The following is a 24,174-nucleotide window of genomic DNA, read 5'->3' as shown; positions in this document are numbered from 1 at the left end:
GTCTCCGCGCGGGTCGCCGCCCCCGATTCCGAGGCGCCGACCGGCCCCGAGGGCGGCGACCCGCGCGGAGACCGGCCGTGATCCCGCTCGGCCGGGTCCCCGACGCGCACGCCTGCTCCCGAGCGGGCTGCCCGCGGACGGCGACGTTCGCGATCGAGTGGAGGAACCCGAGGATCCACGCGGAGGACCGTCGGAAGACCTGGCTGGCCTGCGGCGAGCACCGGGAGTTCCTGCGCGAGTTCCTCCTCGCCCGCGGCTTCCCGCTCGAGGTGAAGCCGCTCTACAAGGTCGACCGCGGAGCGGAACGATGAGCGGCGACGCGCCCCGTCCCTCCTGGCGCTTCGTCTTCTCGCGACGCTGGTTCGGCTACCTCGCTCTCGCGATCGTCTTCGCCGTCGCCTGCGTGCTGCTCTCGCGCTGGCAGGTCGCGCGGCTCGACCAGGCCGCCTCGACCAACCGGCTGGTCACCGCGAACTGGACCGCCGACCCGGTGGCGCTCGACGGGCTGCTCCCCGCCGACTCCACGTGGGACGACGCGCTCGAGTACCGCCCGGTCGAGGTCACCGGCGTCTACGAGACGCAGGGGCAGACCCTCGTCCGCAACCGGCCCTACAACGGCAACCCCGGCTTCGAGATCCTGACGCCGCTGCGGCTCGACGACGGCAGCGTGTTCGTCGTCGACCGCGGCTGGGTCCCCGTCGGCTCGACCCAGGACTCCCCCGACGCGATCCCCGTGCCGCCCGAGGGGGAGGTGACCGTCGTCGCCCGCCTGAAGCCCGCGGAGGGACGGATCGACGGACGCTCCGCACCGGCCGGCCAGATCGCCACGATCCAGCTCGACGACCTGTCGACGCAGCTGGACGAGCCCCTGCGGACCTCGGCGTACGGCCTGCTGGTCGCCGAGGCGCCGGCGCCGGTCGACGCTCCCCCGCTGGCCGCGATCAAGCCGGTCGCCGACGAGGGCCTGCACATCAGCTACGCCGTCCAGTGGGTGCTGTTCGCCGTCATGGGCTTCGGCGGGCTCGGCTGGGCGATCCGCCACGAGTACCGCATCCGCAACGCCGACGACCCCGAGGTCGTCGCGGCCGAGGAGCGGCGCGAGGAGCGCCGCCGACGCCGCGGCCGCAGCGACTCCGAGGTCGAGGACGAGCTGCTCGACGCCCGCTAGGCGAGCGTGATCAGGTCGAGGTAGTCGGCCGCCCAGTGGTCCTCGGTGCCCTCCGGCATGATCAGGACGCGCTCGGGGTTCAGCGCCTCGACGGCTCCCTCGTCGTGGCTGACCAGGACGACCGCGCCCTCGTAGTGCGCGAGCGCGTCGAGGATCTCCTCGCGGCTCGCGGGGTCGAGGTTGTTGGTGGGCTCGTCGAGCAGGAGCACGTTCGCGCCCGAGACCACGATCATCGCCAGGGCGAGACGGGTCTTCTCTCCGCCGGAGAGGACCCCGGCCGGCTTGTGCGAGTCGTCCCCGGTGAACAGGAACGAGCCCAGGACCCGGCGCGCCTCGGTCTCGGTGAGGTTCGGGCTGGAGGAGACCATGTTCTCGAGCACCGAGCGCTTGACGTCGATCGTCTCGTGCTCCTGCGCGTAGTAGCCGATCCGGAGGCCGTGCCCGGCCTCGATCACTCCGGTGTCGGGCTGGTCCACGCCGCCCAGGATGCGCAGGAGCGTCGTCTTGCCCGCTCCGTTGAGCCCCAGGATGACGACCTTGGAGCCGCGGTCGATCGCGAGGTCGACGGCGGTGAAGATCTCGAGCGAGCCGTAGCTCTTCGACAGGTTCTGAGCCTGCAGAGGGGTGCGACCGCAGGCGGACGGGGTCGGGAACCGGAGCTTCGCGACGCGGTCGACCGCACGGACCTCCTCGAGCCCGCTGAGCATGCGCTCGGCACGCGCGACCATCTGGTGCGCCGCTGCGGCCTTCGAGGCCTTCGCGCCGAACTTGGCGGCCTGCAGCTGGAGGGCGCCGGCCTTCTTCTCGACGTTGACCCGCTCCTTCTTGCGGCGCTCCTCGTCGGCGGCGCGCTGGCGCTGGTAGTTCTTCCAGTTCATGTTGTAGACGTCGATGACCTGGCGGTTGGCGTCGAGGTAGAAGACGCGGTTCACTGTCTCGCCGACCAGCTCGATGTCGTGGCTGATCACGATGAAGCCGCCGCGGTAGTTCTTGAGGAACTCGCGGAGCCAGACGACGGAGTCGGCGTCGAGGTGGTTCGTCGGCTCGTCGAGGATCAGCGTGCTCGCGTCGGAGAAGAGGATGCGCGCGAGCTCGATGCGGCGCCGCTGGCCACCGGAGAGCGTCTTGAGCGGCTGGTCGAGGATCCGGTCGGGGAGGTTGAGGTTGCTCGCGATCGACGCGGCCTCCGCCTCAGCCGCGTATCCGCCGAGGGAGAGGAAGCGATCCGTGAGGTTGCCGTACTTCTTCATGCCGGCCTCGCTCACGGAGGTGTCGCTGCTCGACATCGCGACCGTCGCCTCCTGCATGCCGAGCACCAGCTGCCCCAGCCCGCGGGCGTCGAGGATGCGGGTGCGCGCGAGCTCCTCCGGGTCGCCGGAGCGCGGGTCCTGAGGGAGGTAGCCGATCTCGCCGCCGCGGTCGACCGTGCCCTTCGAGGCGATGAGGTCGCCCGCGAGGACCTTGGTCAGCGTCGTCTTCCCCGCCCCGTTGCGGCCGACGAGGCCGACCTTGTCGCCGTCGCCCACCCGGAAGGAGACGTTCTCCATCAGGAGTCGGGCGCCGACTCGGAGTTCGAGGTCGTGCACGCTGAGCACAGTGCTGTCCGTTCCCGCCAAGAAATGGCGTTCGGTTCGGGAGGAGTGGGGCAAGGGGCCGCGATGCGGCAGCCCCCTAGTATATTTCCTGAGCCGCGGGGCGGATCCACGTCCGCTCACCGCGGACGCGCTCGCTCCTCGCTCTCGGGCGACCAGGACTCTCGGAGATCACCCATGTCCCCTTCCTCTTCCGCCCTCCCGCGCCCGGTCCTCGCCGACCGGCTCGTCACCCGCTCCGTCGCGACCGACGCCCTGCTGGTGCTCGCGGGTGCAGGTCTCACCGCGGCGATGGCGCAGCTGTTCATCCCGATGTGGCCGGTCCCCTTCACGGGCCAGACCTTCGCGGTCCTCCTGGTCGGCACGACGCTCGGCGCACTCCGCGGCGCGCTGTCCATGCTCGTGTACGCGCTCGTCGGCGCTCTCGGCGCCCCGGTCTTCACCGAGGGCTCGCACGGTTGGGCGGTCCTCGCGGGTCCCACCGGCGGCTACATCGTCGGCTTCGTCCTCGCGTCGATCGTCACCGGGTGGCTCGCCCAGCGGCAGTGGGACCGTCGCGTCCTCGGCACGCTGGTGACCTTCCTCGCCGGCACCGCCACCATCTACCTCGTCGGCCTGCCCTGGCTGGCCGCCGCCCTCGCCTCGCTGGGGCTGCCAGCCGACCTCGGCTCCGTCCTCTCCGCGGGACTCGTGCCCTTCCTGGTCGGCGACGCGCTCAAGGCGCTGGTCGCTGCCGCGCTGCTCCCCACCACCTGGGCGATGCTCTCGCGACGCTCGCGCTGAGCGGTCGCACGGACGCCGAAGGGCCGGGAGGACGATTCCTCCCGGCCCTTCGGCGTCCGGCAGAGGTCGAGCCGCCCGGTCCTCCTGCTCGACCTCGGTGGGCACCTCCACCGACTCGACCGGCGGGGACGACGACGGCCCTCGACGCCGGAGTCGACCCGCCCGGCCGTTCCGACTCCACGACGGACTGCGACAGGCTGAAGACGACAGGAACGCCGAAGGGCCGGGAGGACGACTCCTCCCGGCCCTTCGGCGTCGGTGTGCAGCGGCTAGATCGAGAAGCCGAGTGCGCGCATCATGTCGCGCCCGTCCTCGGTGATCCGGTCGGGACCCCACGGCGGCATCCAGACCCAGTTGATCCGGAACGCCTCGACGATGCCGTCGAGCGACTCGGCGGTCTGCTCCTCGAGCACGTCGGTCAGCGGGCAGCCCGCCGAGGTGAGGGTCATGTGGATGACGAGGGCGTCGTTCTCGTCGTCCCAGCCCAGGTCGTAGATGAGTCCCAGGTCGACCACGTTGACCCCGAGCTCGGGGTCCATGACGTCCTTGAGGGCCTCCTCGACCTGGTCGAAGAGCTTCGGCTCGAGAGTGGTGACCGCCATGATCAGACCGTCGCCGAGGTCAGGAAGCGGTCGTAGCCCTCGTCCTCGAGCCGGGTGGCGAGCTCCTTGCCGCCCTGCTCGGCGACGCGGCCAGCGACGAAGACGTGGACGAAGTCGGGCTGGATGTAGCGCAGGATCCGCGTGTAGTGCGTGATCAGCAGCACGCCGAGACCGGTGCTCTGGTGGGCGCGGTTGACTCCCTCCGACACGATCTTGAGCGCGTCGACGTCGAGGCCGGAGTCGGTCTCGTCGAGGACGGCGAACTGCGGGGCGAGCAGCTCGAGCTGGAGGATCTCGTTGCGCTTCTTCTCGCCGCCCGAGAAGCCCTCGTTGACGTTGCGCGCCGCGAAGGACGAGTCCATGCGGAGGTTCGCCATCGCCGACTTGACGTCCTTCGTCCACGTGCGGATCGCGGGCGCCTCTCCGGCGATCGCGGTCTTGGCAGTGCGGAGGAAGTTGGTGTTGGTCACACCGGGGATCTCGACCGGGTACTGCATGGCGAGGAAGAGGCCCGCGCGGGCGCGCTCGTCGACGGACATGTCGAGGACCTCGACGCCGTCGAGGGTGATCGAGCCGCCGTCGACGTGGTACTTGGGGTGTCCCGCGATCGTGTACGCGAGGGTGGACTTGCCGGACCCGTTGGGGCCCATGATCGCGTGGATCTCACCCTGGTTGATGGTGAGATCGACACCGCGGAGGATCTGCTTGGTCCCCTGCTCGGTCTCGACACTGACGTGGAGATCGCTGATCTGGAGAACGGACATTCAGACTTCCTTCGTGACGGTCGGGTCGATGTAGACGTCGCCGTCGATGATCTCGACGACGAAGACGGGGACCGGCTCGTAGGCCGGGAGGTTCAGGGGGGTGCCGGTGCGGAGGGAGAACTGTGAGCCGTGCGCCCAGCACTCGAGGCTGTCGCCCTCGACGAAGCCCTCGGAGAGCGAGATCTCGCCGTGGGTGCAGGTGTCGCCGATGGCGTGGATCTCGCCGGCGGAGTCCTGCACGACCGCGATCGCGACTCCGTCGACCTCGACCCGCATGGCCTGGTTGGGGATCAGCTCGGAGACCGAGCAGATCATCGCGGCGTTGCTCATGCGCTGACCGCCGCTCCGCGGGAGGAGCCGGTCTGGCCGGCGCTGCCGGCGAGCTCCGCCTCGATCGCGAGCTGCAGGCGGTCCTCGAGCTCGGCGACCTTGATCTGCTGCACGATCTCGCTGAGGAACCCGCGCACGACCAGGCGTCGCGCCTCGTCCTCACGGATCCCGCGGGACTGCAGGTAGAAGAGCTGCTCGTCGTCGAAGCGGCCGGTCGCCGAGGCGTGCCCCGCTCCGGCGATGTCACCGGTCTCGATCTCGAGGTTCGGGATGGAGTCGGCGCGCGTGCCGTCCGAGAGGACGAGGTTGCGGTTCTGTTCGTAGCTGTCGGTGCCGGTGGCGCTGTTGCGGATCAGGACGTCGCCGATCCAGACGGTGCGCGCGCCCTCGCCCTGCAGCGCGCCCTTGTAGGTCACGCGGCTGCGGGTGTCGGGGGCGTCGTGGTCGACGTACACCTGCTGCTCGAGGTGCTGGCCGCCGTCGGCGAAGTACAGACCGAAGAGCTCGCCGTCCGCTCCGCGCTCAACGAGGTGCGCCGAGGGGTTCACCCGGACGATGGAGCCGCCGAGGGTGACCACGATGTGCTTCACCTTCGCGTCGCGTCCGACCCGCACGAAGTGGTTGGCCAGGTGCCGGGCGTCGTCCGCCCACTCCTGCACGGTGACGACGGTGAGCTGCGCGCCCTCGCCGACGAGGATCTCCACGTTCTCCGCGAGGGAGGCCTCCCCCTCGTTCTGCAGCACGACGACGGCGCGGGCGTAGGGCGCCGCCTCGATGATCGTGTGCGCGGCGCGGGGTGCGGAGCCGAGGCTCGAGCGGACGAGGGTGGCGACCTTCTCGTCCTCGCCCGTCACGCGGACGGCAAGGGCCTTCTCGAAGCTCGACCAGGCGTTCGCGGCGGCGCGGTCCTCGGGGAGGCCGGCGGTGCCGATCCGCTGGTCGTCGCGGCCGACCCACGAGACGTCGACACCGTCCACCGCCGCGTGCTCGAGGGGGGCGGGCGAGCCGTCTAGCGCGCCGTCGATCAGATCGCCGAGGCGGGCGACGGGCGTCAGCTTCCAGGCGATCTCGCGGCCGGTGACGGCCTCGAAGGCCTCGACGTCGGCCGACGCGAAGCGCTCGGAGCGCGTCTGCACGGGCGTGAACGCCCCGTCGGAGTGGGCGCTGATGCCCAGGCGCTCAGCGGCGGCCGCGCCGTCGATCTCGGGGGTCGCGGCGCTCGTGGGGACCGTCATCTGGCGGTGGTTCCTTTCGATGGGTGCGGGGCGCCCCGTCCGGGCGCCCCTTCGAGGGGGGAGGCGGGCGTCAACCGACGCTGCCCTCCATCCCCATCTCGATGAGCTTGTTCAGCTCGAGGGCGTACTCCATGGGCAGCTCGCGCGCGATCGGCTCGATAAAGCCGCGGACGATCATGGCCATCGCCTCGTCCTCCGGCAGGCCGCGCGACATCAGGTAGAAGAGCTGCTCCTCGCTGACCTTCGACACCGTCGCCTCGTGGCCGAGCTGCACGTCGTCGACACGGATGTCGATCGCCGGGTAGGTGTCGGAGCGCGAGATGGTGTCGACCAGGAGGGCGTCGCAGCGCACGGTGTTCGCCGAGTGGTGCGCGTTCGCGTCCACCCGGACCTCGCCTCGGTATCCGGCGCGACCGCCGCCGCGGGCGATCGACTTCGAGACGATCGACGACTGCGTGTACGGCGCCATGTGGACCATCTTCGCGCCGGCGTCCTGGTGCTGGCCGGGGCCCGCGAACGCGACGGAGAGGGTCTCGCCCTTGGCGTGCTCGCCGACCAGGAAGATCGACGGGTACTTCATCGTGACCTTGGAGCCGATGTTGCCGTCGATCCACTCCATCGTCGCGCCCTCGTGCGCGATCGCGCGCTTGGTGACGAGGTTGTAGACGTTGTTCGACCAGTTCTGGATCGTCGTGTAGCGCACGCGGGCGTTCTTCTTCACGATGATCTCGACCACGGCCGAGTGCAGCGAGTCCGACTTGTAGATCGGAGCCGTGCAGCCCTCGATGTAGTGGACGTAGCTGTCCTCGTCCGCGATGATCAGGGTCCGCTCGAACTGGCCCATGTTCTCGGTGTTGATCCGGAAGTAGGCCTGCAGCGGGATGTCCACGTGGACGCCCTTGGGGACGTACACGAAGGAGCCGCCGGACCAGACCGCGGTGTTCAGCGCCGCGAACTTGTTGTCGCCCGCGGGGATGACGGTGCCGAAGTACTCCTCGAAGATCTCGGGGTGCTCGCGCAGCGCCGTGTCGGTGTCCATGAAGATGACGCCCTGCTCCTCCAGGTCCTCGCGGATCTGGTGGTAGACGACCTCGGACTCGTACTGGGCCGCGACGCCGCCGACGAGGCGCTGGCGCTCCGCCTCCGGGATGCCGAGCTTCTCGTACGTGTTCTTGATGTCGTCCGGGAGGTCGTCCCAGGTCTGCGCCTGCTTCTCGGTGGAGCGGACGAAGTACTTGATGTTGTCGAAGTCGATGTCCGACAGGTCGGCGCCCCACGTCGGCATGGGCTTGCGCTCGAAGAGCTTCAGGGCCTTCATGCGGCGGTCGCGCATCCAGGCGGGCTCGTTCTTGAGCGCGGAGATGTCGGAGACGACCTCGGGCGAGATGCCGCGTCGCGCGGAGGCTCCGGCGGAGTCCGAGTCGGACCAGCCGAACTCGTAGACGCCCAGGCTCTCGAGCTCGGGGCGGTCGATCAGGATGTCTGACATGTGTACCTCGTTTCCTACCCACTGCTAACCGGTCGGGTCCCGGAGTCATTCCCCCGGGGGTGGCCCGCGGGTGCTCTCCGGCCGGTCGCGCGATCGATCTGATGCGCGGAGCGGATGATGTGCGTCCCTGGATTCCGGAGGTGTGCGTCGGCGCTCCATCGGGCCGTGTGCGGATCACGTGCGCAGGGTACGTCGAACCGTGACCAGCTTCTCATTCTACCGGCGTCCGCCGTTCAGCGGAACCTCCGCACCTGGGTGTCGGCCGGGCACCGGTGACGTGCCTCCAGACGCGCATGGCCATACCAGTGTCGGTGGTCCGTGATTCGGTTCCGCCATGACGAACGACGCATCGACCCCGATCCCCGCACGACTCGTGACCGCACTGGTGGGCGCCGGCCTGCCGACCGGACCCGCACGGGCGTTCGGCCCTCTCGCCCGCGCGATCGCGGCCGACCTCCCGCTGCGGGCGCTCCCCCGCGTGCTCCTGCGCCTCCGGCGGCACCTGCTCTCCGCCGAGCCGGAGCCCGCGGTCAGGCGGCGGGCTGGAGCTCCTGGGCGGCGTCCCGGCGCTGGGCGCGCACGGTGAACAGCCTCGGGTTGACGTCGAGCAGCACGCGGACCGCGCCGACCCAGATGAGCGCCGAGCCGAGCAGGTGCACCGCGACGAGCGTCTCGGGCAGCGCGGTGAGCGACTGCGCGACCCCGACCAGCGCCTGCAGCACGACGACCACGAGGAAGGCGACCACGCGCCGCCGGGCGAGCTCCGAGCCCGCCGCCCGCGACAGGCGCAGGAGCAGCGCGGCGCCCACGACGAGCACCGCCGTGCCGAGCACGCCGTGGACGACGGTCACGCTCGCCCAGTGGAACTGCATGCGGGGCACCTCCGCGGAGTCGCCGGCGTGCGGGCCGGTCCCCGTCACGAGGGTCCCCACGAGGATCACGAGGAGCGTCAGGCCGACGAGCCCGATGCTGAGCGCCCGCGTCGGGCGGTCAGGCTCGAAGGCCACGGACTGCGAGCGGTGGGCGCGGTGCCACGTCAGTGCGGTGGTGGTGAGGAGGGCGATGGCGAGAACGAAGTGCCCGGCCACGATGTACGGGTTGAGGCCCGAGTGGACGGTCGCGCCGCCCGCGAGGGCGTTCGCGACGACGAGCCAGAACTGCGACCAAGCGAGCCGGGTCATGGTGCGGTCGCGCGGCTTCTGCAGGCGCGCGGCCGTGATCGCCCAGCCCACCGCGACCACGAGGACGCCGGTGAACGCGCGGTTCGTGAACTCGATGAAGCCGTGGATCCCGAGCTCGGGGGTCGAGGTGAGCGAGCCCGGCTCGCACGCCGGCCAGGTGGGGCAGCCGAGGCCCGAGCCGGTCAGCCGGACGACGCCCCCGAAGAAGATGATCAGGATGCTCGCGACGAGCGCCGCGGTGGTCCCCCAGCGCAGTGCGCGCGGACCCAGGGTCACCCGCTCGGCGAGCAAGGAGAACGGCGTCACCATCAGAAGGGGAGCAGCGGGTCGATGCCGACGGCGAGGAAGAGCAGGGTGAGGTATCCGATGGACCCGTGGAACACCCGCATCGGCGAGACGTGCTCGTGACGGATCGCGAGGCTGTAGAGGCGGTGCGTCTCGGCGATGAACCAGACTCCGCTGCCGAGCGCGACCACCGTGTAGAGCACCCCCATTCCGGCGACGGGGATCAGCAGGAGCGAGCAGGCGACGGTGGCCCAGGCGTAGAGGATGACCTGGAGCCCGACGATCGTGCGCCCGCGCACGACGGCCAGCATCGGCACGCCGGCGGCCTGGTAGTCGTCCCGGTACTTCATCGACAGCGGCCAGTAGTGCGGCGGCGTCCAGAGGAAGATGACGGAGAAGAGGATGACGGGGGCCCAGTCGAGCGAGCCGGTGACCGCCGCCCAGCCGATCAGCACCGGCATGCAGCCCGCGATGCCGCCCCACACGATGTTCTGCGGCGTCCGGCGCTTGAGGAAGAGCGTGTAGAACACGACGTAGATCAGGATCGCGGCGAGCGAGAGGCCCGCGGAGAGCCAGTTGGCCGTGAGGCCGAGCCAGACGATCGACAGGACGCCGATCGTGGTCGCGAAGACGAGCGCGGCCCGGTCCGAGATCTCCCCGGTCACGAGCGGCCGGTTCTTCGTCCGGTTCATGATCCGGTCGATGTCGCGGTCGAAGTAGCAGTTGAACGCGCCCGCGGACCCGGCGCTCAGGGCGCCGCCGATCAGGACGTTGAGGACCAGCAGCAGATTGGGGATCCCGCCCTGCGCCAGGATCATCGTCGGAGCAGTCACCACGAGGAGCAGCTCGATCACGCGCGGCTTCGTCAGAGCGACGAAGGCCTTCACCTTGCGCGAGAGGGTCGTCGGCGACGCCCCGTCCCGCTCGACGGCGGTGGTCTCCACGACTGCGTCCATTGCTCCTCTAACGATTCGATGATCCCGAACGAGTGTAATGCGCCCGTCCGGGAGCCGGGCCCGGCGTGCACGCTTGTCCAATCGGACGCAGACATATGCGACCACGCAACCCCCGGTCAGCGGCGCACCCCCCTCCGTATACTCGGGACTGCTCGCCAGAGCGCCCGGCACGCACCCGAGCCCGCCCGACGATCGTCGGCACGGGGCCGAGAGGGCCGTCGCCGGAGCATCGTGTCGAAGTCGTCATGCGGCGTGCTCCACCATGCGAGAGGGCGGACGGTCCCCGTCTGCCCCACGTCTCGAGAAGGGTCAGTACCAAGTGTCAGAACTGCAATGGGAATCCATTGACGAGAAGGCAGTCGACACGGCGAGGGTTCTCGCCGCGGATGCGGTCGAGAAGGTCGGCAACGGCCATCCCGGAACCGCCATGAGCCTCGCGCCCGCCGCCTACCTCCTGTTCCAGAAGGTCATGCGCCGCGATCCGTCCGACGCGACCTGGATCGGCCGCGACCGGTTCATCCTGTCGGTCGGCCACTCCTCGCTGACCCAGTACGTCCAGTTCTACCTGGGCGGCTACGGACTCGAGCTCGACGACCTCAAGGCGCTGCGCACCTGGGGCTCGAAGACCCCGGGCCACCCGGAGTACGGCCACACCGACGGCGTCGAGATCACCACCGGGCCGCTCGGCCAGGGCCTCGCCTCCGCCGTGGGCTTCGCCTACGCCTCGCGCTTCGAGCGCGAGCTGTTCGACCCGGAGGCCGCCGCGGGCACCTCCCCGTTCGACCACTTCGTCTATGTGATCGCCGGCGACGGCGACCTGCAGGAGGGCGTCACCAGCGAGGCCTCCTCGCTGGCCGGCCACCAGAAGCTCGGCAACCTGGTCGTCATCTACGACTCCAACCAGATCTCGATCGAGGACGACACCAACATCGCCTTCACCGAGGACGTCAAGGCGCGCTACGAGGCCTACGACTGGCAGGTCCAGGTCGTCGACTGGAAGAAGACCGGCGAGTACCACGAGGACGTCGCCGAGCTGCACGCCGCGATCGAGGCCGCGAAGGGCGAGACCGACAAGCCGTCGCTCATCATCCTGCGCACCATCATCGGCTGGCCGTCGCCGAAGAAGCAGAACACCGGCAAGATCCACGGCTCCGCCCTGGGCGCCGACGAGCTCCGCGGACTCAAGGAGGTGCTCGGCTTCGACCCCGAGAAGACCTTCGACGTCGCCGACGAGGTCATCGAGCACACCCGCAAGGCCGTCGAGCGCGGCCAGGCCCAGCACGCCGAGTGGGACGAGCAGCTCGCCGCCTGGGCGTCCGCGAACCCCGAGAAGAAGGAGCTGCTCGACCGGGTCCTCTCGGGCGAGCTGCCCGAGGGCGTCCAGGAGGCGCTCCCCGTCTTCGAGCCCGGCAAGGAGGTCTCGACCCGCGCCGCGTCCGGCAAGGTCATCAACGCCCTCGCCGGCGTGATCCCCGAGCTGTGGGGCGGCTCCGCCGACCTCGCCGAGTCGAACAACACGACGATCGAGGGAGCCGGCTCCTTCGTCCCGACGGAGTTCTCGACCCACGAGTGGACCGGGAAGAAGGGCGGCCGCGTGCTGCACTTCGGCATCCGCGAGCACGCCATGGGCGCGATCCTCAACGGGATCGTCCTGCACGGCAACACCCGCCCCTTCGGCGGCACCTTCCTGATCTTCTCCGACTACATGCGCCCGGCGGTCCGTCTCGCCGCGCTCATGAAGGCGCCGGCCATCTACGTCTGGACCCACGACTCCGTGGCGCTCGGCGAGGACGGCCCGACGCACCAGCCGGTCGAGCAGCTGTCGACCCTCCGCGCGATCCCGGGCCTGGACGTCGTCCGCCCCGGCGACGCGAACGAGGTCGCCTACGCCTGGAAGACCATCCTCGAGCGCCGCGAGGGCCCCGCCGGCCTCGCGCTCACCCGTCAGAACATCCCGGTGTTCGAGCGCGGCGAGGGCGACGCGGAGGGCGAGACCTTCGCCTCCGCCGCGAACGTCGCCCGCGGTGCCTACATCCTGGCCGAGGCGCCGGGCGGCACCCCGGACGTGATCTTCATCGCGACCGGCTCCGAGGTCCAGATCGCCGTCGAGGCGCGCGAGGCCCTGAGGAGCGAGGGCGTCAACGCCCGCGTCGTCTCGGCTCCGTCCCTCGAGTGGTTCGAGGAGCAGGACGCCGAGTACCGCGAGAAGGTCCTGCCCTCCTCGGTGAAGGCGCGCGTCTCGATCGAGGCCGGCCTGAGCCTGGGCTGGCAGAAGTACGTCGGCGACGCCGGCCGCTCCGTCTCGATCGAGCACTTCGGCGCCTCGGCCGACTACAAGACCCTGTTCCGCGAGTTCGGGATCACCACCGAGGCGGCACTGTCCGCCGCCAAGGAGTCGCTCGCAGCCTCCTGACCCGAAGGCCGCGTCCACCACGGACGCGGCCTTCGCCGTCGGAGCAGCGGCTCCCCCTCACACCACGCACCACCTACGCAGAAGAAGAAGAGACATGACCGAGAACACCCCCACCGCAGAGCTCTCCGCCGCCGGCGTCAGCATCTGGCTCGACGACCTCTCCCGCTCGCGCATCTCCACCGGAGGGCTGCAGAAGCTCATCGAGGAGAAGAACGTCGTCGGAGTCACCACGAACCCCACGATCTTCGCCGCGGCCCTGACCAACGGCGAGTCCTACGACGCCCAGGTGCGCGAGCTCGCCTCCGCCGGCACCTCGGTGACCGACGCCGTCTTCGAGATCACCACCGACGACGTCGCCGCGGCGTCCGACATCTTCCGCCCGATCTACGACGCGACCAACGGCTACGACGGCCGCGTGTCGATCGAGGTCGAGCCCGGCCTGGCGCACGACGCCCAGGGCACCATCGAGCAGGCCAAGGCCCTCTGGGCCAAGGTCGACCGCCCCAACGCGATGATCAAGATCCCCGCGACCGTCGAGGGCCTCGAGGCCATCACGGAGGTCATCGGCTCCGGCATCTCGGTGAACGTCACCCTGATCTTCTCGCTCGCCCGCTACCGCGCCGTCATCAACGCGTACCTGGCCGGCCTCGAGAAGGCCAAGGACGCCGGCATCGACCTGTCGACCATCCACTCCGTCGCCTCGTTCTTCGTCTCGCGCGTCGACACCGAGATCGACAAGCGCCTCGAGGCCGTCGGCACCGACGAGGCCCGCGCCCTCAAGAGCAAGTCCGGCGTCGCCAACGCGCAGCTGGCCTACGAGGTCTTCGTCGAGGCGTTCGCCACCGAGCGCGCGCTGCTGCTCCAGGAGTCCGGCGCCAACCGCCAGCGCCCCCTCTGGGCCTCGACCGGCGTCAAGTCGACCGACCTCCCCGACACCCTCTACGTGACCGAGCTCGTCGCGGCCGGCGTGGTCAACACGATGCCCGAGAAGACCCTCGAGGCGACCTTCGACCACGGCGTCATCACCGGTGACACCGTCACCGGCTCGTACGCCGACGCGAACGCCGTCCTCGACGCCGTCGCGGCGCAGGGCGTCTCGTACGCCGACGTCACCGAGCTGCTCGAGAAGGAGGGCGTGGAGAAGTTCATCGTCTCCTGGAACGAGCTGCTCGACACTGTCACCGCGGCGCTCGAGGGCGCGAAGGCGCAGGCCTGATCATGGCCATCCAGATCCACGTCAGCGGAGACGCCGAGAAGGCCGTCGACCGCGTCGTCCCGGAGCTCGTCGCCGACGAGGTCGCGTCCGGCATCACCGCCCAGGTCCCCACCCTGTGGGGCGCCGCGGCGGAGGAGGAGGCGGCCAAGCGCCTCGGATGGACCGAGTCGACCACCGTCTCCCGCCCCCTGATCCCCCAGATCCTCGCCCTGCGCGAGGAGTTCCAGGCCAAGGGCGTCGACCACATCGTCCTCGGCGGCATGGGCGGCTCCTCGCTCGCGCCCGAGGTCATCACCCGCACCGCCGGCGTCGAGCTCACCGTGCTCGACTCGACGGCGCCCGGCCAGGTGCTCGCGGCCCTGAACGACCGGCTCGCGTCGACCGCGGTCGTCATCTCCTCGAAGTCCGGCTCGACCGTCGAGACCGCGAGCCAGAAGAAGGCCTACGAGAAGGCGTTCACGGAGGCGGGCATCGATCCGCTCGACCGCATCGTCATCGTGACCGACCCGGGCTCGCCCCTGGACACCTCCTCCCGCGAGGCCGGCTACCGCGTGTTCAACGCCGACCCGAACATCGGCGGGCGCTTCTCGGCGCTCTCCGCGTTCGGCCTCGTGCCGTCCGGGCTCGCCGGCGCCGACATCGAGGCCCTCCTCGACGAGGCGGCCGAGGCCTCCCTCGGGCTCGCCGTGGACTCCCCCGAGAACCCGGGCCTGATCCTCGGAGCGGCGATCGCCGCGACCAGCCCGCGCCGCGACAAGCTCGCGATCGTCGCCGACGGGACCGACATCGTCGGCTTCGCCGACTGGGCGGAGCAGCTCATCGCCGAGTCCACCGGCAAGGACGGCACGGGCATCCTCCCCGTCGTCCTCGGCACGCTGGCCCCCGAGCTCTCGGAGGACCTGCCCGACGTGCAGGTCGTCCGCCTGGTCGAGGACGCCACGGCGCTGCACCTGTTCCCGCGCGACCGCCACGAGGGCGAGATCCTCCTCTCCGGCTCGCTCGGCGCTCAGATGCTGACGTGGGAGTACGCCGTCGCCGTCGCGGGTCGCCTCCTGGGCATCAACCCGTTCGACCAGCCCGACGTCGAGTCGGCGAAGGTCGCGACCCGGGCCCTGCTCGAGAAGCGCCCCGAGCCCGAGGCGCCCGCGTTCACCGACGCGGGCATCGAGGTCACCGGCAGCAGCAGCGTCACCGAGGGCGTCTCGACCGTCGCCGCCGCTGTCGACCGCCTCCTCGCGCAGCTGGGCGACGGCGGCTACGTCTCGATCCAGGCGTACGTCGACCGCCTCGCGCTCCCGCAGCTCGAGGGCGTGCGCGACCTCCTCGCCGCGCAGGCCCAGCGCCCCGTCACCTTCGGGTGGGGCCCGCGCTTCCTGCACTCGACCGGGCAGTACCACAAGGGAGGGGCGCCGACCGGCGTGTTCCTCCAGATCACCGAGCGCTCCGACGTGGACCTCGAGATCCCGGACAGCCCGTTCACCTTCGGCCAGCTCATCCTGGCGCAGGCCGCCGGCGACGCGAGCGTGCTCGCCGAGCACGGCCGGCCGGTGCTGACCCTCACGCTGACCGACCCCGAGGCCGACCTCGAGGCGCTCTTCGAGGCCCTCAACACCTGATCCGACGGGCACGCCGCCGCTGCGCTCTCGAGCGCGCGGCGGCGTGCCCGCGGTCGTCCCGCGACCACTTCCCGGGGCAGCAGCCGGGCCCGCCCGCTCCTCCCCCTCCCTCACCGATAGCAGTGCGCCGGTCCCACCGGCACACAGAAGGACACTGCACATGTCTGTGGACATCACCCCCGAGTTCAATCCGCTGAGGTTGAGCTTCGACCGCCGGTTGAACCGGATCGCCGGGCCGAGCGGCCTCGTCATCTTCGGCGTGACCGGCGACCTCTCCCGCAAGAAGCTCATGCCCGCGGTCTACGATCTCGCCAACCGCGGCCTCCTGCCTCCCGGCTTCGCCCTCGTCGGATTCGCCCGGCGCGACTGGGACGACCAGGACTTCGAGCAGGTCGTCCACGACTCCGTGAAGAAGCACGCCCGCACCGAGTTCCACGAGGAGGTCTGGGCGCAGCTCGCGCAGGGCATCCGGTTCGTGCAGGGCGAGTTCGACGACCCCGAGGCGTTCGCCCGCCTGAAGACGACCGTCGACGACCTCGACCGCGAGCGCGGCACGAACGGCAACTTCGCCTTCTACCTCTCGATCCCCCCGAAGTCCTTCCCGCAGGTCACCGAGCAGCTGCGCAGCTCCGGCCTCGCCGAGCAGAAGGACGGCCAGTGGCGCCGCGTCGTCATCGAGAAGCCGTTCGGCAGCGACCTGAAGACGGCTCGCGAGCTGAACGACGTCGTCGAGTCGGTCTTCCCGCCCGACTCCGTCTTCCGGATCGACCACTACCTCGGCAAGGAGACGGTCCAGAACATCCTGGCCCTCCGCTTCGCCAACATGATGTACGAGCCGCTCTGGAACTCGAACTACGTCGACCACGTGCAGATCACCATGGCCGAGGACATCGGCGTGGGCGGGCGCGCGGGCTACTACGACGGCATCGGAGCGGCGCGCGACGTCATCCAGAACCACCTGCTGCAGCTGCTCGCCCTGACCGCCATGGAGGAGCCGATCTCGTTCGACGCGGCCGACCTCCGTGCGGAGAAGGAGAAGGTCCTCGCGGCCGTCCGCCTCCCCGCCGACCTCTCCACCGCGACCGCCCGCGGGCAGTACGCCGGCGGCTGGCAGGGCGGCGAGAAGGTGCTCGGCTTCCTCGAGGAGGACGGCATGAGCCCCACCTCGACCACCGAGACCTACGCCGCCATGCGCCTGGACATCGGCACCCGACGCTGGGCCGGCGTGCCGTTCTACCTGCGGGCCGGCAAGCGCCTCGGCCGCCGCGTCACCGAGATCGCGGTCGTGTTCAAGCGGGCACCGAAGCAGCTCTTCGCCGAGAGCCAGACCACGTCGCTGGGCCAGAACGCGCTCGTCATCCGGGTCCAGCCCGACGAGGGCGTCACCATGCGCTTCGGCTCGAAGGTGCCCGGCGCCGGCATGCAGGTGCGCGACGTGACGATGGACTTCGGCTACGGCCACGCGTTCACCGAGGCGAGTCCCGAGGCCTACGAGCGTCTCATCCTCGACGTCCTCCTGGGCGAGCCGCCGCTCTTCCCCCGGCACGAGGAGGTCGAGCTGTCCTGGAAGATCCTCGACCCGATCGAGGAGTTCTGGGCCACGCAGGGCCAGCCCGAGCAGTACCGCCCCGGAACCTGGGGCCCCGATTCCGCCGACGAGCTCCTCGCCCGCGACGGCCGCACCTGGAGGCGTCCATGATCGTCGATCTGCCCGACACCACGACGAGCGAGGTCTCGAAGACCCTCGTCAAGATCCGCGAGGAGGGCGGCGCCGTCGCCCTCGGCCGCGTCCTCACCCTCATCATCGCGACCTCCCGGGGTCACGAGGAGGAGGCCATCGAAGCCGCGAACGACGCGTCCCGCGAGCACCCGATGCGCGTCATCGTGGTCTCGAAAGACGACGGCACCACCACGGTCCCGGTCGACGCGACGGCGCGGGTCGACGCGCAGATCCGGGTCGGAGGCGACGCCGGCGCGAGCGAGGTCGTCGTGCTCCGTCCCTACGGGGACGCGGCCGAGGACGAGGAGAGCCTGGTCACGGGCCTGCTCCTCCCCGACGCCCCCGTCGTGGCCTGGTGGCCGAACAGCGCTCCGGACAACGCCTCCGCGTCCCCGATCGGCCGGATCGCCACCCGGCGGATCACCGACGCGTCGGCCCAGTCGAACCCGGCGGAGGCGCTGCACCACCTCGCCTCCACCTATGCCCCCGGCGACACCGACTTCGCCTGGACCCGCCTCACCCTCTGGCGCGCGCAGCTCGCAGCCGTGCTCGACCAGCCGCCCTACGAGCCGATCACGGCCGTCGAGGTCTCGGGCGCGCCCGACTCCCCCTCGACGATCCTGCTCGCCGCCTGGCTGCAGCTCGAGCTCGACATCCCCGTCGACCACGAGCTCACGATCAGCGCCACCGGGTCCAGCGGGATCCACGGCGTGCGGCTCATCCGCGACTCCGGAGTGATCGAGCTCGAGCGCTCGGTGCCCAACGTCGCGACGCTCACGCAGCCCGATCAGCCGGTCCACGACATCTCGCTCCCCCGCCGCAGCCTCCGGGACTGCCTGGCGGAGGAGCTGCGCCGGCTCGACCCGGATGACCTGTACGGTGAAGTGATCTCGCGCGGGGTCGACATGCTCACTGAGAAGGCCGAGGCCCGCAGCGCCTCCTGAGGCGTGGGCGCCCGTCCAGGGCGCCCACGCCTCAGAGCTTTCCGACACGGAGCCGAACCCCGCCGATCGGCACCCGAACCCGAAGGAGTCCCCTGAGATGACCACCGAACGCCGCGTGCTGGTCCACCGCGACAAGCAGACCCTCGCCGGCTCGGTCGCCGCCCGGTTCCTCACCAAGACGATCGACGTCCTCGACGACCTGGGTTCGGCGAACGTCGTGCTCACCGGAGGGACGATGGGAGCCGCCACGCTCAAGGAGATCGGCTCCTCCTCCGCCGCCGGCAACGTGGACTGGTCGCGCGTGCACTTCTGGTGGGGCGATGAGCGCTGGGTGCCCCGCGGCCACGAGGACCGCAACGACGTCCAGGCGGGGGACCTCTTCAGCGTCCTCGACGTGCCGGCGGCGAACGTGCACTCTTACCCGGCCTCGGACGAGGGTCTGGACCTCGACGGCGCCGCCGCTGCCTACGACGCGGAGCTGCGCGAGCACGCCTCCGAGGGGCGCGACTACCCGCGCTTCGACATCACCTTCCTCGGTGTCGGGCCGGACGGGCACATCGCGTCGCTGTTCCCCGAGCGCTCCGCGATCCGCTCCACGACTCCCGGCGTCCTCGCCGTACGCAACTCGCCGAAGCCGCCGCCGGAGCGCCTCACCCTCACGCTGCCGCTGATCAACCAGTCGGACCGCATCTGGATGGTGCTCGCCGGCGCCGACAAGGCCTCGGCCCTGGGCCTCGCGCTCGCGGGTGCCAGCACGAACGAGGTGCCCGCGTCGGGCGCGTTCGGTCGCAAGCGCACGGTGTTCTTCGTCGACCAGGAGGCTGCGGCCGAGGTCCCCGAGTCGCTCATCGCTCCGAGCTACTGAGGCCGGTCCGGAAACGACGGAAGGCCCGTCCCCAGAGGGGGCGGGCCTTCCGTCGTTCGTCGTGCGGTGAGGATCAGGACGGGGTCGCGGTGCCTCGTCGGGCGCGCAGCTGCTGCAGCGCCTCCTCGAGGAGCTGAGCCGCCTCGGCCTCGGTGCGGCGCTCCTTTACGTAGGCGAGGTGCGTCTTGTAGGGCTCGGTCTTCGCGACCTGGGGCGGGTTCGCCCGGTCGCGGCCCGCGGGGAGACCGGACTGCGGGGAGTCGATCACCTCGGGTATCTCGTCCTCGGGGAGGGCCGCCGAGAAGTGGCGCACCGTCTCATTGCCGAGAGCGTCCCAGTAGGAGACCGCGACGCGCTCCGCGTGGAAGCCCCGGTCCTGCTCGCCCATGGGTCCTGCGCCGACGCGCGAACCGCGGATTGCACTGCCGCCTGATGCCATTGCGAGTACCCCTATGCTCCGGTGGTGAACTTGGTGATGAGTCCGAGCACCACGATGCAGGCCAGCCAGACGACGCCCAGGATCACGGTGATGCGGTTGAGGTTGCGCTCGGCGACGCCCGACGCGCCGAGGTTGGAGGTGACTCCGCCCCCGAACATGTCGGACAGACCGCCGCCGCGCCCCTTGTGGAGCAGGATCAGCATGGTGAGCAGGAGGCTCGTGATGCCCAGGATGACCTGGAGCACGACCTGGAGGATGTCCACGCGGTACCTTTCGAAGTTCTGGCGCGTTGCGCGCCCCGACGAGTATAACGGCGCCTGCGAATCCGCGAGGAATGCGTCGTCCCGTGTTCGGGGCGATGTATACGAGTGTCCGTCGAGGGGCGGAGCGGGTGGCCTCGTCGCGGTGCCCTCGACAACCTCTTCAGTCGCCGGACCGCGAGCCTGTGATCCACGTACCAGCGGACCGATCGAGCCGAACGCGCCACTCTCTCGGAGAGCACCCCGCGACGAGCCGACAGCACCGCACCGGCCAACGCGCGAAGCCGGTGTGGGATCTTCCGAGGCGAACCGGTGATCCGCGTTCCAGCGGATCGACGTAGCCGGACGCATCCCGCTCTCGGAACCGCGCCCCGTCGCGAAGCCGACCGCGCCACGCCGCGCAGGGAGCGGCGTGGACGACGAGAGGGCGGGCCCGATGGGCCCGCCCTCTCGTCGCAGCAACTCAGACCCCGACGTGGTTCCGGAATCGTGCGATCGCCGCGAACTCGTCGACCTGGAGGCTGGCGCCTCCGACGAGTGCTCCGTCGACGTCGGGCTCGCGCATGAAGCCGGCGATGTTTCCGGACTTCACGGAGCCGCCGTAGAGGATGCGGGTCTTCGCGGCGGTGTCGGCGCCGAGGACGTCGGCGACGACTCCGCGGAGCGCCTTGCAGACCTGCTGGGCCTGCTCGGGCGTCGCGGCCTGTCCGGAGCCGATGGCCCAGACCGGCTCGTAGGCGACGACGAGGTCGGCGTCCGCGGGGAGGCCGGTGAGGGCCTCCTTCAGCTGGGCGACCGGCACGGCCGACGGGCCGTGCTTCTCGAGGTCCTCCGCGGTCTCGCCGACGCAGATGATCGGAGCGACGCCGTGATTGACGGCCGCGGCCGACTTGGCGGCGATGTCCGCGTCCGTCTCGCCGTGGAGCGTGCGACGCTCCGAGTGGCCGACGATCACGTAGTCGCAGTCGAGCTGCTTCAGGAACTGGCCCGAGATCTCACCGGTGTAGGCGCCGCTGTCGAACTTCGAGACGTCCTGCGCGCCGTACTTGAGCGGCAGCTTGTCCGAGTCGACGAGGATCTGCACGGGCCGGAGGTCCGTGAAGGGCGGGAACACCGCGACCTCGACACCGTCGAAGTCGTGGTCGGCGTCCTTGAGGCTCCACGCCAGCTTCTGCACGAAGGCGATGGCCTGGAGGTGGTCCAGGTTCATCTTCCAGTTGCCGGCGATGAGCGGGGTGCGGGCGGCGGTGTCTACCATCCGAGGACCTCCAGTCCGGGGAGGCGCTTGCCCTCGAGGAATTCGAGGCTCGCTCCGCCTCCCGTCGAGATGTGGCCGAACTGGTCGTCGCGGAACCCGAGGGCGCGGACGGCCGCGGCGGAGTCGCCTCCGCCGACGACGCTGAGGCCGTCGACCTCGGTGAGCGCCTGCGCGACGGTCTTGGTGCCCGCCGCGAACGGCTCGAGCTCGAAGACGCCCATGGGGCCGTTCCAGAACACCGTCTCGGACGCCGCGATGATCTCGGCGAAGTGCGCGGCGGTGTCCGGTCCGATGTCCAGGCCGAGGCCCTTCTCACCGAAGGGCGTGCCCTCGATCGCGTCGGCCGAGGCGACCTGGTGTTCGGCGTCGGGGCCGAACTCCGACGCCACGACGACGTCCGTCGGCAGGACGATCTCCACGCCCAGCTCCTTCGCCTTCGCGAGGTAGCCGAGCACGGTGTCGACCTGGTCCGCCTCCAGCAGGCTGGCGCCGACCTCGTGGCCCTGGGCCTTGAGGAAGGTGAACAGCATTCCGCCGCCGATGAGGATCGAGTCGACCTTCGGCAGCAGGTGCTCGATCACGCCGAGCTTGTCCGAGACCTTCGAGCCGCCGAGGACGACCGCGTAGGGGCGCTCGGGCTTCTCGGTGAGCCGCTCCAGCACCTCGAGCTCGGCCGCGATCAGCGTGCCGGCGGCGCTGGGGAGAAGCTCGGCGAGCTCGTAGACGCTCGCCTGCTTGCGGTGCACGACGCCGAACCCGTCGGAGACGAAGGCGTCGCCGTAGGCGGCCAGCTTCTCGGCGAAGGTGCGGCGCTCGGCTTCGTCCTTGCTCGTCTCGCCGGCGTTGAACCGGAGGTTCTCGAGGACGACGACCTGGCCGTCCTCGAGGGCGTCGACGGCGGCCGAGGCCGCCTCCCCGACGGTGTCCTCGGCGAAGGCCACCGGAGCGTCGAGCAGCTCGCCGAGGCGGGCGGCGACGGGAGCGAGGCTGTACTTCGCCTCGGGCTTCCCCTCGGGGCGCCCGAGGTGGCTCACGACCACGACTCGGGCGCCCTCGGAGACCAGACGCTGGAGCGTGGGCACCGACGCGCGCACGCGGCCGTCGTCCGTGATCGTTCCGTCCTTCAGGGGGACGTTCAGATCGCAGCGGACGACGACGCGCTTGCCTGCGAGGGAGCCCAGTGAGTCCAGAGTGCGGAGCGTCACTGCGCGCAGCCCTTAGAGCTTGCCGGCGACGAACTCGGTGACGTCGACGAGGCGGTTGGAGTAGCCCCACTCGTTGTCGTACCAGGAGGCGACCTTGACCTGGCTGCCGATGACCTTCGTGAGGCCCGCGTCGAAGATCGACGAGTGCGGGTCGGTCACGATGTCGCTCGAGACGATCGGGTCCTCGGTGTACTTGAGGATGCCCTTGAGGTCTCCCTCGGAGGCCGCCTTGTACGCCGCGTTGATCTCCTCGACGGTGGCGGGCTTCGTCAGCTCGACGGTGAGGTCGGTGATCGAGCCGGTCGGGACCGGGACGCGGAGGGCGTAGCCGTCGAGCTTGCCGACGAGCTCCGGGATGACCAGGCCGAGCGCCTTGGCGGCACCGGTCGAGGTCGGGATGATGTTGACGGCGGCAGCGCGGGCGCGACGCAGGTCGCTGTGCGGGCCGTCCTGGAGGTTCTGGTCGGCGGTGTACGCGTGGACCGTGGTCATCAGGCCGCGCTCGATGCCGAAGTTGTCGAGCAGCACCTTGGCGAGCGGCGCGAGGCAGTTCGTGGTGCAGGACGCGTTCGAGATGATGTCGTGCGTCGCGGGGTCGTAGGTGTTCTCGTTCACGCCGAGGACCAGGGTCGCGACGTCGCTGCCCGTGGCGGGAGCGGAGACGATGACCTTCTTGGCACCCGCGGTGATGTGCTTGCGCGCGTCCTCCGACTTGGTGAAGCGGCCGGTCGACTCGATGACGACGTCGACTCCCAGCTCGCCCCAGGGGAGGTTCGCGGGGTCGCGCTCCTCGAGGACGATGATCGGCTTGCCGTTGACGACGATGCGGTCGCCGTCGAGCTCGACGGTCGCGTCGAGGCGTCCCGTGATGGAGTCGTACTTCAGGAGGTGCGCGAGGGCCTTGTTGTCGGTGAGGTCGTTGACCGCGACGATCTCGAGGTCGCTGCCCTTGGCGAGGGCTGCACGGAAGAAGTTACGGCCGATACGGCCGAAGCCGTTGATGCCGATCTTGACGGACACAGATATCTCCTGGTGAGGAAAGGCACCTCGACGGTGCAGTGGAGGGGTGGAAGCCGACGACAGGGCGTCCCGGACGCGGGGCCCGGGACGCCGAGATCGCTACGACAGTAGCAGCAGGCCCGAAGTCTTCTCGCGGGCCTTCTCGAAGCGCGCGGAGACGTCGGCCCAGTTCACGATGTTCCAGAACGCCTTGACGTAGTCGGCCTTCACGTTGACGTAGTCGAGGTAGAAGGCGTGCTCCCACATGTCGAGGAGGAGGACCGGGACGGTCGCCGCGGCGAGGTTGCCCTGGTGGTCGTAGAGCTGCTCGATGATGAGCTTCTCGCCGAGCGAGTCCCAGGCGAGGATCGACCAGCCGGAGCCCTGGATGCCGAGGGCCGAGGCGGTGAAGTGGGCGCGGAACTTGTCGAACGACCCGAAGTTGTCGTCGATGGCCGCGGCGAGCTCGCCGACGGGCTTGTCGCCGCCGTCCGGCGAGAGGTTGTTCCAGAACACGGTGTGGTTCACGTGACCGGCGAGGTTGAAGGCGAGGTCCTTCTGGAGCTTGTTCACGTTCGCGAGGTTCTCGCTGTCGCGAGCCTCCTGCAGCGAGGCGAGGGCGGTGTTCGCCCCGGCCACGTACGTCGCGTGGTGCTTGTCGTGGTGGAGCTCCATGATCCGCCCACTGATGTTCGGCTCGAGGGCCGAGTAGTCGTAGGGCAGTTCGGCGAGCGTGTAGTCAGCCATGTGCGATCTCCTGTTCGTGGTCGTCGCTCCCGTGCGACCCGCCGGCGTCTCGGCGTCCTCCGCGAGGCGGAGGAGGAGGGCCGGGAGTGTCCTGAGCGACCCGATCA

The 24,174-nt window shown here is 70.2% G+C and carries 23 protein-coding genes; 9 read left to right on the top strand and 14 right to left on the bottom strand.

The features are described 5' to 3' along the window. Positions 1 to 77 precede the first annotated feature (77 nt). Together C5C35_RS11825 and C5C35_RS11820 are read left to right on the top strand one after the other, a co-directional pair. Positions 78 to 311: a hypothetical protein gene (locus C5C35_RS11825; protein WP_104263180.1), complete on the top strand. Its 234-nt coding sequence runs from the start codon at positions 78 to 80 to the stop codon at positions 309 to 311. After that, the gene (locus C5C35_RS11820) at positions 308 to 1,168 is read left to right on the top strand and encodes an SURF1 family protein (protein WP_104263179.1); all 861 of its coding nucleotides are present in this window, start codon (positions 308 to 310) and stop codon (positions 1,166 to 1,168) included. The genes C5C35_RS11825 and C5C35_RS11820 overlap by 4 nt, the downstream gene beginning before the upstream one ends. Here C5C35_RS11820 and C5C35_RS11815 read toward each other — a convergent pair. Then, positions 1,165 to 2,763 (bottom strand): ABC-F family ATP-binding cassette domain-containing protein, encoded by a 1,599-nt coding sequence (locus C5C35_RS11815; RefSeq protein WP_104221943.1) that lies wholly within the window; start codon positions 2,761 to 2,763, stop codon positions 1,165 to 1,167. The two genes, C5C35_RS11820 and C5C35_RS11815, sit on opposite strands and share 4 nt — an antisense overlap. Positions 2,764 to 2,937: 174 nt before the next feature. Between C5C35_RS11815 and C5C35_RS11810 the strand changes: the two genes are divergently transcribed. Continuing rightward, on the top strand, positions 2,938 to 3,543 hold the full coding sequence (locus tag C5C35_RS11810) for a biotin transporter BioY (RefSeq protein ID WP_104232632.1): 606 nt from the start codon (positions 2,938 to 2,940) through the stop codon (positions 3,541 to 3,543). 269 nt (positions 3,544 to 3,812) lie between these two features. Here C5C35_RS11810 and C5C35_RS11805 read toward each other — a convergent pair whose 3' ends face one another. From C5C35_RS11805 to C5C35_RS11775, 7 genes are all read right to left on the bottom strand, one after another. Continuing rightward, the gene (locus tag C5C35_RS11805) at positions 3,813 to 4,145 is read right to left on the bottom strand and encodes a metal-sulfur cluster assembly factor (protein WP_104221939.1); all 333 of its coding nucleotides are present in this window, start codon (positions 4,143 to 4,145) and stop codon (positions 3,813 to 3,815) included. A 2-nt stretch (positions 4,146 to 4,147) separates the two neighbouring features. Beyond that, a complete protein-coding gene (sufC, locus tag C5C35_RS11800) occupies positions 4,148 to 4,909 on the bottom strand; it encodes a Fe-S cluster assembly ATPase SufC (protein WP_104221937.1) in 762 nt (253 codons plus the stop codon). Next, a complete protein-coding gene (locus C5C35_RS11795) occupies positions 4,910 to 5,239 on the bottom strand; it encodes a non-heme iron oxygenase ferredoxin subunit (protein WP_077222834.1) in 330 nt (109 codons plus the stop codon). It lies immediately after the preceding gene. Beyond that, a complete protein-coding gene (gene sufD, locus C5C35_RS11790; protein ID WP_104263178.1) occupies positions 5,236 to 6,474 on the bottom strand; it encodes a Fe-S cluster assembly protein SufD in 1,239 nt (412 codons plus the stop codon). Before sufD ends, C5C35_RS11795 begins: the two co-directional genes overlap by 4 nt. 70 nt (positions 6,475 to 6,544) lie before the next feature. Further along, on the bottom strand, positions 6,545 to 7,963 hold the full coding sequence (gene sufB, locus C5C35_RS11785; RefSeq protein WP_104221933.1) for a Fe-S cluster assembly protein SufB: 1,419 nt from the start codon (positions 7,961 to 7,963) through the stop codon (positions 6,545 to 6,547). A 530-nt stretch (positions 7,964 to 8,493) separates the two neighbouring features. Continuing rightward, positions 8,494 to 9,453, bottom strand: a complete 960-nt coding sequence (locus C5C35_RS11780; RefSeq protein ID WP_104260742.1) for a heme A synthase — start codon at positions 9,451 to 9,453, stop codon at positions 8,494 to 8,496. Next, positions 9,453 to 10,385 (bottom strand): heme o synthase, encoded by a 933-nt coding sequence (locus C5C35_RS11775; RefSeq protein WP_104221928.1) that lies wholly within the window; start codon positions 10,383 to 10,385, stop codon positions 9,453 to 9,455. The genes C5C35_RS11780 and C5C35_RS11775 overlap by 1 nt, the downstream gene beginning before the upstream one ends. Before the next feature lie 319 nt (positions 10,386 to 10,704). On the opposite strand from C5C35_RS11775, the gene tkt reads away from it, so the two are divergent. The 6 genes from tkt to pgl all read left to right on the top strand — a co-directional run bounded on the left by tkt (position 10,705) and on the right by pgl (position 19,159). Then, positions 10,705 to 12,798 (top strand): transketolase, encoded by a 2,094-nt coding sequence (gene tkt, locus C5C35_RS11770; RefSeq protein WP_104225291.1) that lies wholly within the window; start codon positions 10,705 to 10,707, stop codon positions 12,796 to 12,798. A 94-nt stretch (positions 12,799 to 12,892) separates the two neighbouring features. Beyond that, positions 12,893 to 14,014: a transaldolase gene (gene tal, locus C5C35_RS11765; protein WP_104221924.1), complete on the top strand. Its 1,122-nt coding sequence runs from the start codon at positions 12,893 to 12,895 to the stop codon at positions 14,012 to 14,014. 2 nt (positions 14,015 to 14,016) lie between these two features. After that, positions 14,017 to 15,630 carry a glucose-6-phosphate isomerase gene (locus C5C35_RS11760; protein WP_104221922.1) on the top strand — a complete coding sequence of 538 codons (1,614 nt, stop codon included), beginning with the start codon at positions 14,017 to 14,019 and terminating at the stop codon, positions 15,628 to 15,630. A 160-nt stretch (positions 15,631 to 15,790) separates the two neighbouring features. Then, positions 15,791 to 17,329 (top strand): glucose-6-phosphate dehydrogenase, encoded by a 1,539-nt coding sequence (zwf, locus tag C5C35_RS11755; RefSeq protein ID WP_104246802.1) that lies wholly within the window; start codon positions 15,791 to 15,793, stop codon positions 17,327 to 17,329. Continuing rightward, positions 17,326 to 18,294, top strand: a complete 969-nt coding sequence (locus C5C35_RS11750) for a glucose-6-phosphate dehydrogenase assembly protein OpcA (protein WP_104232638.1) — start codon at positions 17,326 to 17,328, stop codon at positions 18,292 to 18,294. Before zwf ends, C5C35_RS11750 begins: the two co-directional genes overlap by 4 nt. Positions 18,295 to 18,391: 97 nt before the next feature. Then, complete coding sequence (pgl, locus tag C5C35_RS11745; RefSeq protein ID WP_104221917.1) at positions 18,392 to 19,159, top strand: 6-phosphogluconolactonase; 768 nt, start codon at positions 18,392 to 18,394, stop codon at positions 19,157 to 19,159. A gap of 73 nt (positions 19,160 to 19,232) precedes the next feature. Here pgl and C5C35_RS11740 read toward each other — a convergent pair whose 3' ends face one another. From C5C35_RS11740 to C5C35_RS11715, 6 genes are all read right to left on the bottom strand, one after another. Beyond that, the gene (locus C5C35_RS11740) at positions 19,233 to 19,598 is read right to left on the bottom strand and encodes an RNA polymerase-binding protein RbpA (protein WP_055791968.1); all 366 of its coding nucleotides are present in this window, start codon (positions 19,596 to 19,598) and stop codon (positions 19,233 to 19,235) included. 11 nt (positions 19,599 to 19,609) lie between these two features. Beyond that, positions 19,610 to 19,861: a preprotein translocase subunit SecG gene (gene secG, locus C5C35_RS11735; protein WP_104221915.1), complete on the bottom strand. Its 252-nt coding sequence runs from the start codon at positions 19,859 to 19,861 to the stop codon at positions 19,610 to 19,612. 460 nt (positions 19,862 to 20,321) lie between these two features. Then, entirely contained in the window at positions 20,322 to 21,116 is a 795-nt protein-coding gene (tpiA, locus tag C5C35_RS11730; protein ID WP_104221913.1) for a triose-phosphate isomerase, read from the bottom strand. Continuing rightward, positions 21,110 to 22,321 carry a phosphoglycerate kinase gene (locus C5C35_RS11725; protein WP_104263177.1) on the bottom strand — a complete coding sequence of 404 codons (1,212 nt, stop codon included), beginning with the start codon at positions 22,319 to 22,321 and terminating at the stop codon, positions 21,110 to 21,112. Before C5C35_RS11725 ends, tpiA begins: the two co-directional genes overlap by 7 nt. Positions 22,322 to 22,333: 12 nt before the next feature. Continuing rightward, on the bottom strand, positions 22,334 to 23,341 hold the full coding sequence (gene gap, locus C5C35_RS11720; RefSeq protein WP_104221909.1) for a type I glyceraldehyde-3-phosphate dehydrogenase: 1,008 nt from the start codon (positions 23,339 to 23,341) through the stop codon (positions 22,334 to 22,336). Between the two features lie 99 nt (positions 23,342 to 23,440). Further along, complete coding sequence (locus tag C5C35_RS11715) at positions 23,441 to 24,067, bottom strand: superoxide dismutase (protein WP_104221907.1); 627 nt, start codon at positions 24,065 to 24,067, stop codon at positions 23,441 to 23,443. Positions 24,068 to 24,174 lie beyond the last annotated feature (107 nt).

The sequence above is a fragment of the Rathayibacter sp. AY1F8 genome, assembly GCF_002932165.1.
Lineage (GTDB): Bacteria > Actinomycetota > Actinomycetes > Actinomycetales > Microbacteriaceae > Rathayibacter.
This window is presented reverse-complemented; position numbering and strand designations above follow the sequence as displayed.

What these genes read in the sequence shown, in the direction of transcription:
- C5C35_RS11820 (WP_104263179.1), top strand. Translation starts at nt 308, where the DNA reads ATGAGCGGCGACGCGCCCCGTCCCTCCTGGCGCTTCGTCTTCTCGCGA.
- C5C35_RS11810 (WP_104232632.1), top strand. Translation starts at nt 2,938, where the DNA reads ATGTCCCCTTCCTCTTCCGCCCTCCCGCGCCCGGTCCTCGCCGACCGG.
- C5C35_RS11805 (WP_104221939.1), bottom strand. Translation starts at nt 4,145, where the DNA reads ATGGCGGTCACCACTCTCGAGCCGAAGCTCTTCGACCAGGTCGAGGAG.
- sufC (WP_104221937.1), bottom strand. Translation starts at nt 4,909, where the DNA reads ATGTCCGTTCTCCAGATCAGCGATCTCCACGTCAGTGTCGAGACCGAG.
- C5C35_RS11795 (WP_077222834.1), bottom strand. Translation starts at nt 5,239, where the DNA reads ATGAGCAACGCCGCGATGATCTGCTCGGTCTCCGAGCTGATCCCCAAC.
- sufD (WP_104263178.1), bottom strand. Translation starts at nt 6,474, where the DNA reads ATGACGGTCCCCACGAGCGCCGCGACCCCCGAGATCGACGGCGCGGCC.
- sufB (WP_104221933.1), bottom strand. Translation starts at nt 7,963, where the DNA reads ATGTCAGACATCCTGATCGACCGCCCCGAGCTCGAGAGCCTGGGCGTC.
- C5C35_RS11780 (WP_104260742.1), bottom strand. Translation starts at nt 9,453, where the DNA reads ATGGTGACGCCGTTCTCCTTGCTCGCCGAGCGGGTGACCCTGGGTCCG.
- C5C35_RS11775 (WP_104221928.1), bottom strand. Translation starts at nt 10,385, where the DNA reads ATGGACGCAGTCGTGGAGACCACCGCCGTCGAGCGGGACGGGGCGTCG.
- tal (WP_104221924.1), top strand. Translation starts at nt 12,893, where the DNA reads ATGACCGAGAACACCCCCACCGCAGAGCTCTCCGCCGCCGGCGTCAGC.
- C5C35_RS11760 (WP_104221922.1), top strand. Translation starts at nt 14,017, where the DNA reads ATGGCCATCCAGATCCACGTCAGCGGAGACGCCGAGAAGGCCGTCGAC.
- zwf (WP_104246802.1), top strand. Translation starts at nt 15,791, where the DNA reads ATGTCTGTGGACATCACCCCCGAGTTCAATCCGCTGAGGTTGAGCTTC.
- C5C35_RS11750 (WP_104232638.1), top strand. Translation starts at nt 17,326, where the DNA reads ATGATCGTCGATCTGCCCGACACCACGACGAGCGAGGTCTCGAAGACC.
- pgl (WP_104221917.1), top strand. Translation starts at nt 18,392, where the DNA reads ATGACCACCGAACGCCGCGTGCTGGTCCACCGCGACAAGCAGACCCTC.
- C5C35_RS11740 (WP_055791968.1), bottom strand. Translation starts at nt 19,598, where the DNA reads ATGGCATCAGGCGGCAGTGCAATCCGCGGTTCGCGCGTCGGCGCAGGA.
- tpiA (WP_104221913.1), bottom strand. Translation starts at nt 21,116, where the DNA reads ATGGTAGACACCGCCGCCCGCACCCCGCTCATCGCCGGCAACTGGAAG.
- C5C35_RS11715 (WP_104221907.1), bottom strand. Translation starts at nt 24,067, where the DNA reads ATGGCTGACTACACGCTCGCCGAACTGCCCTACGACTACTCGGCCCTC.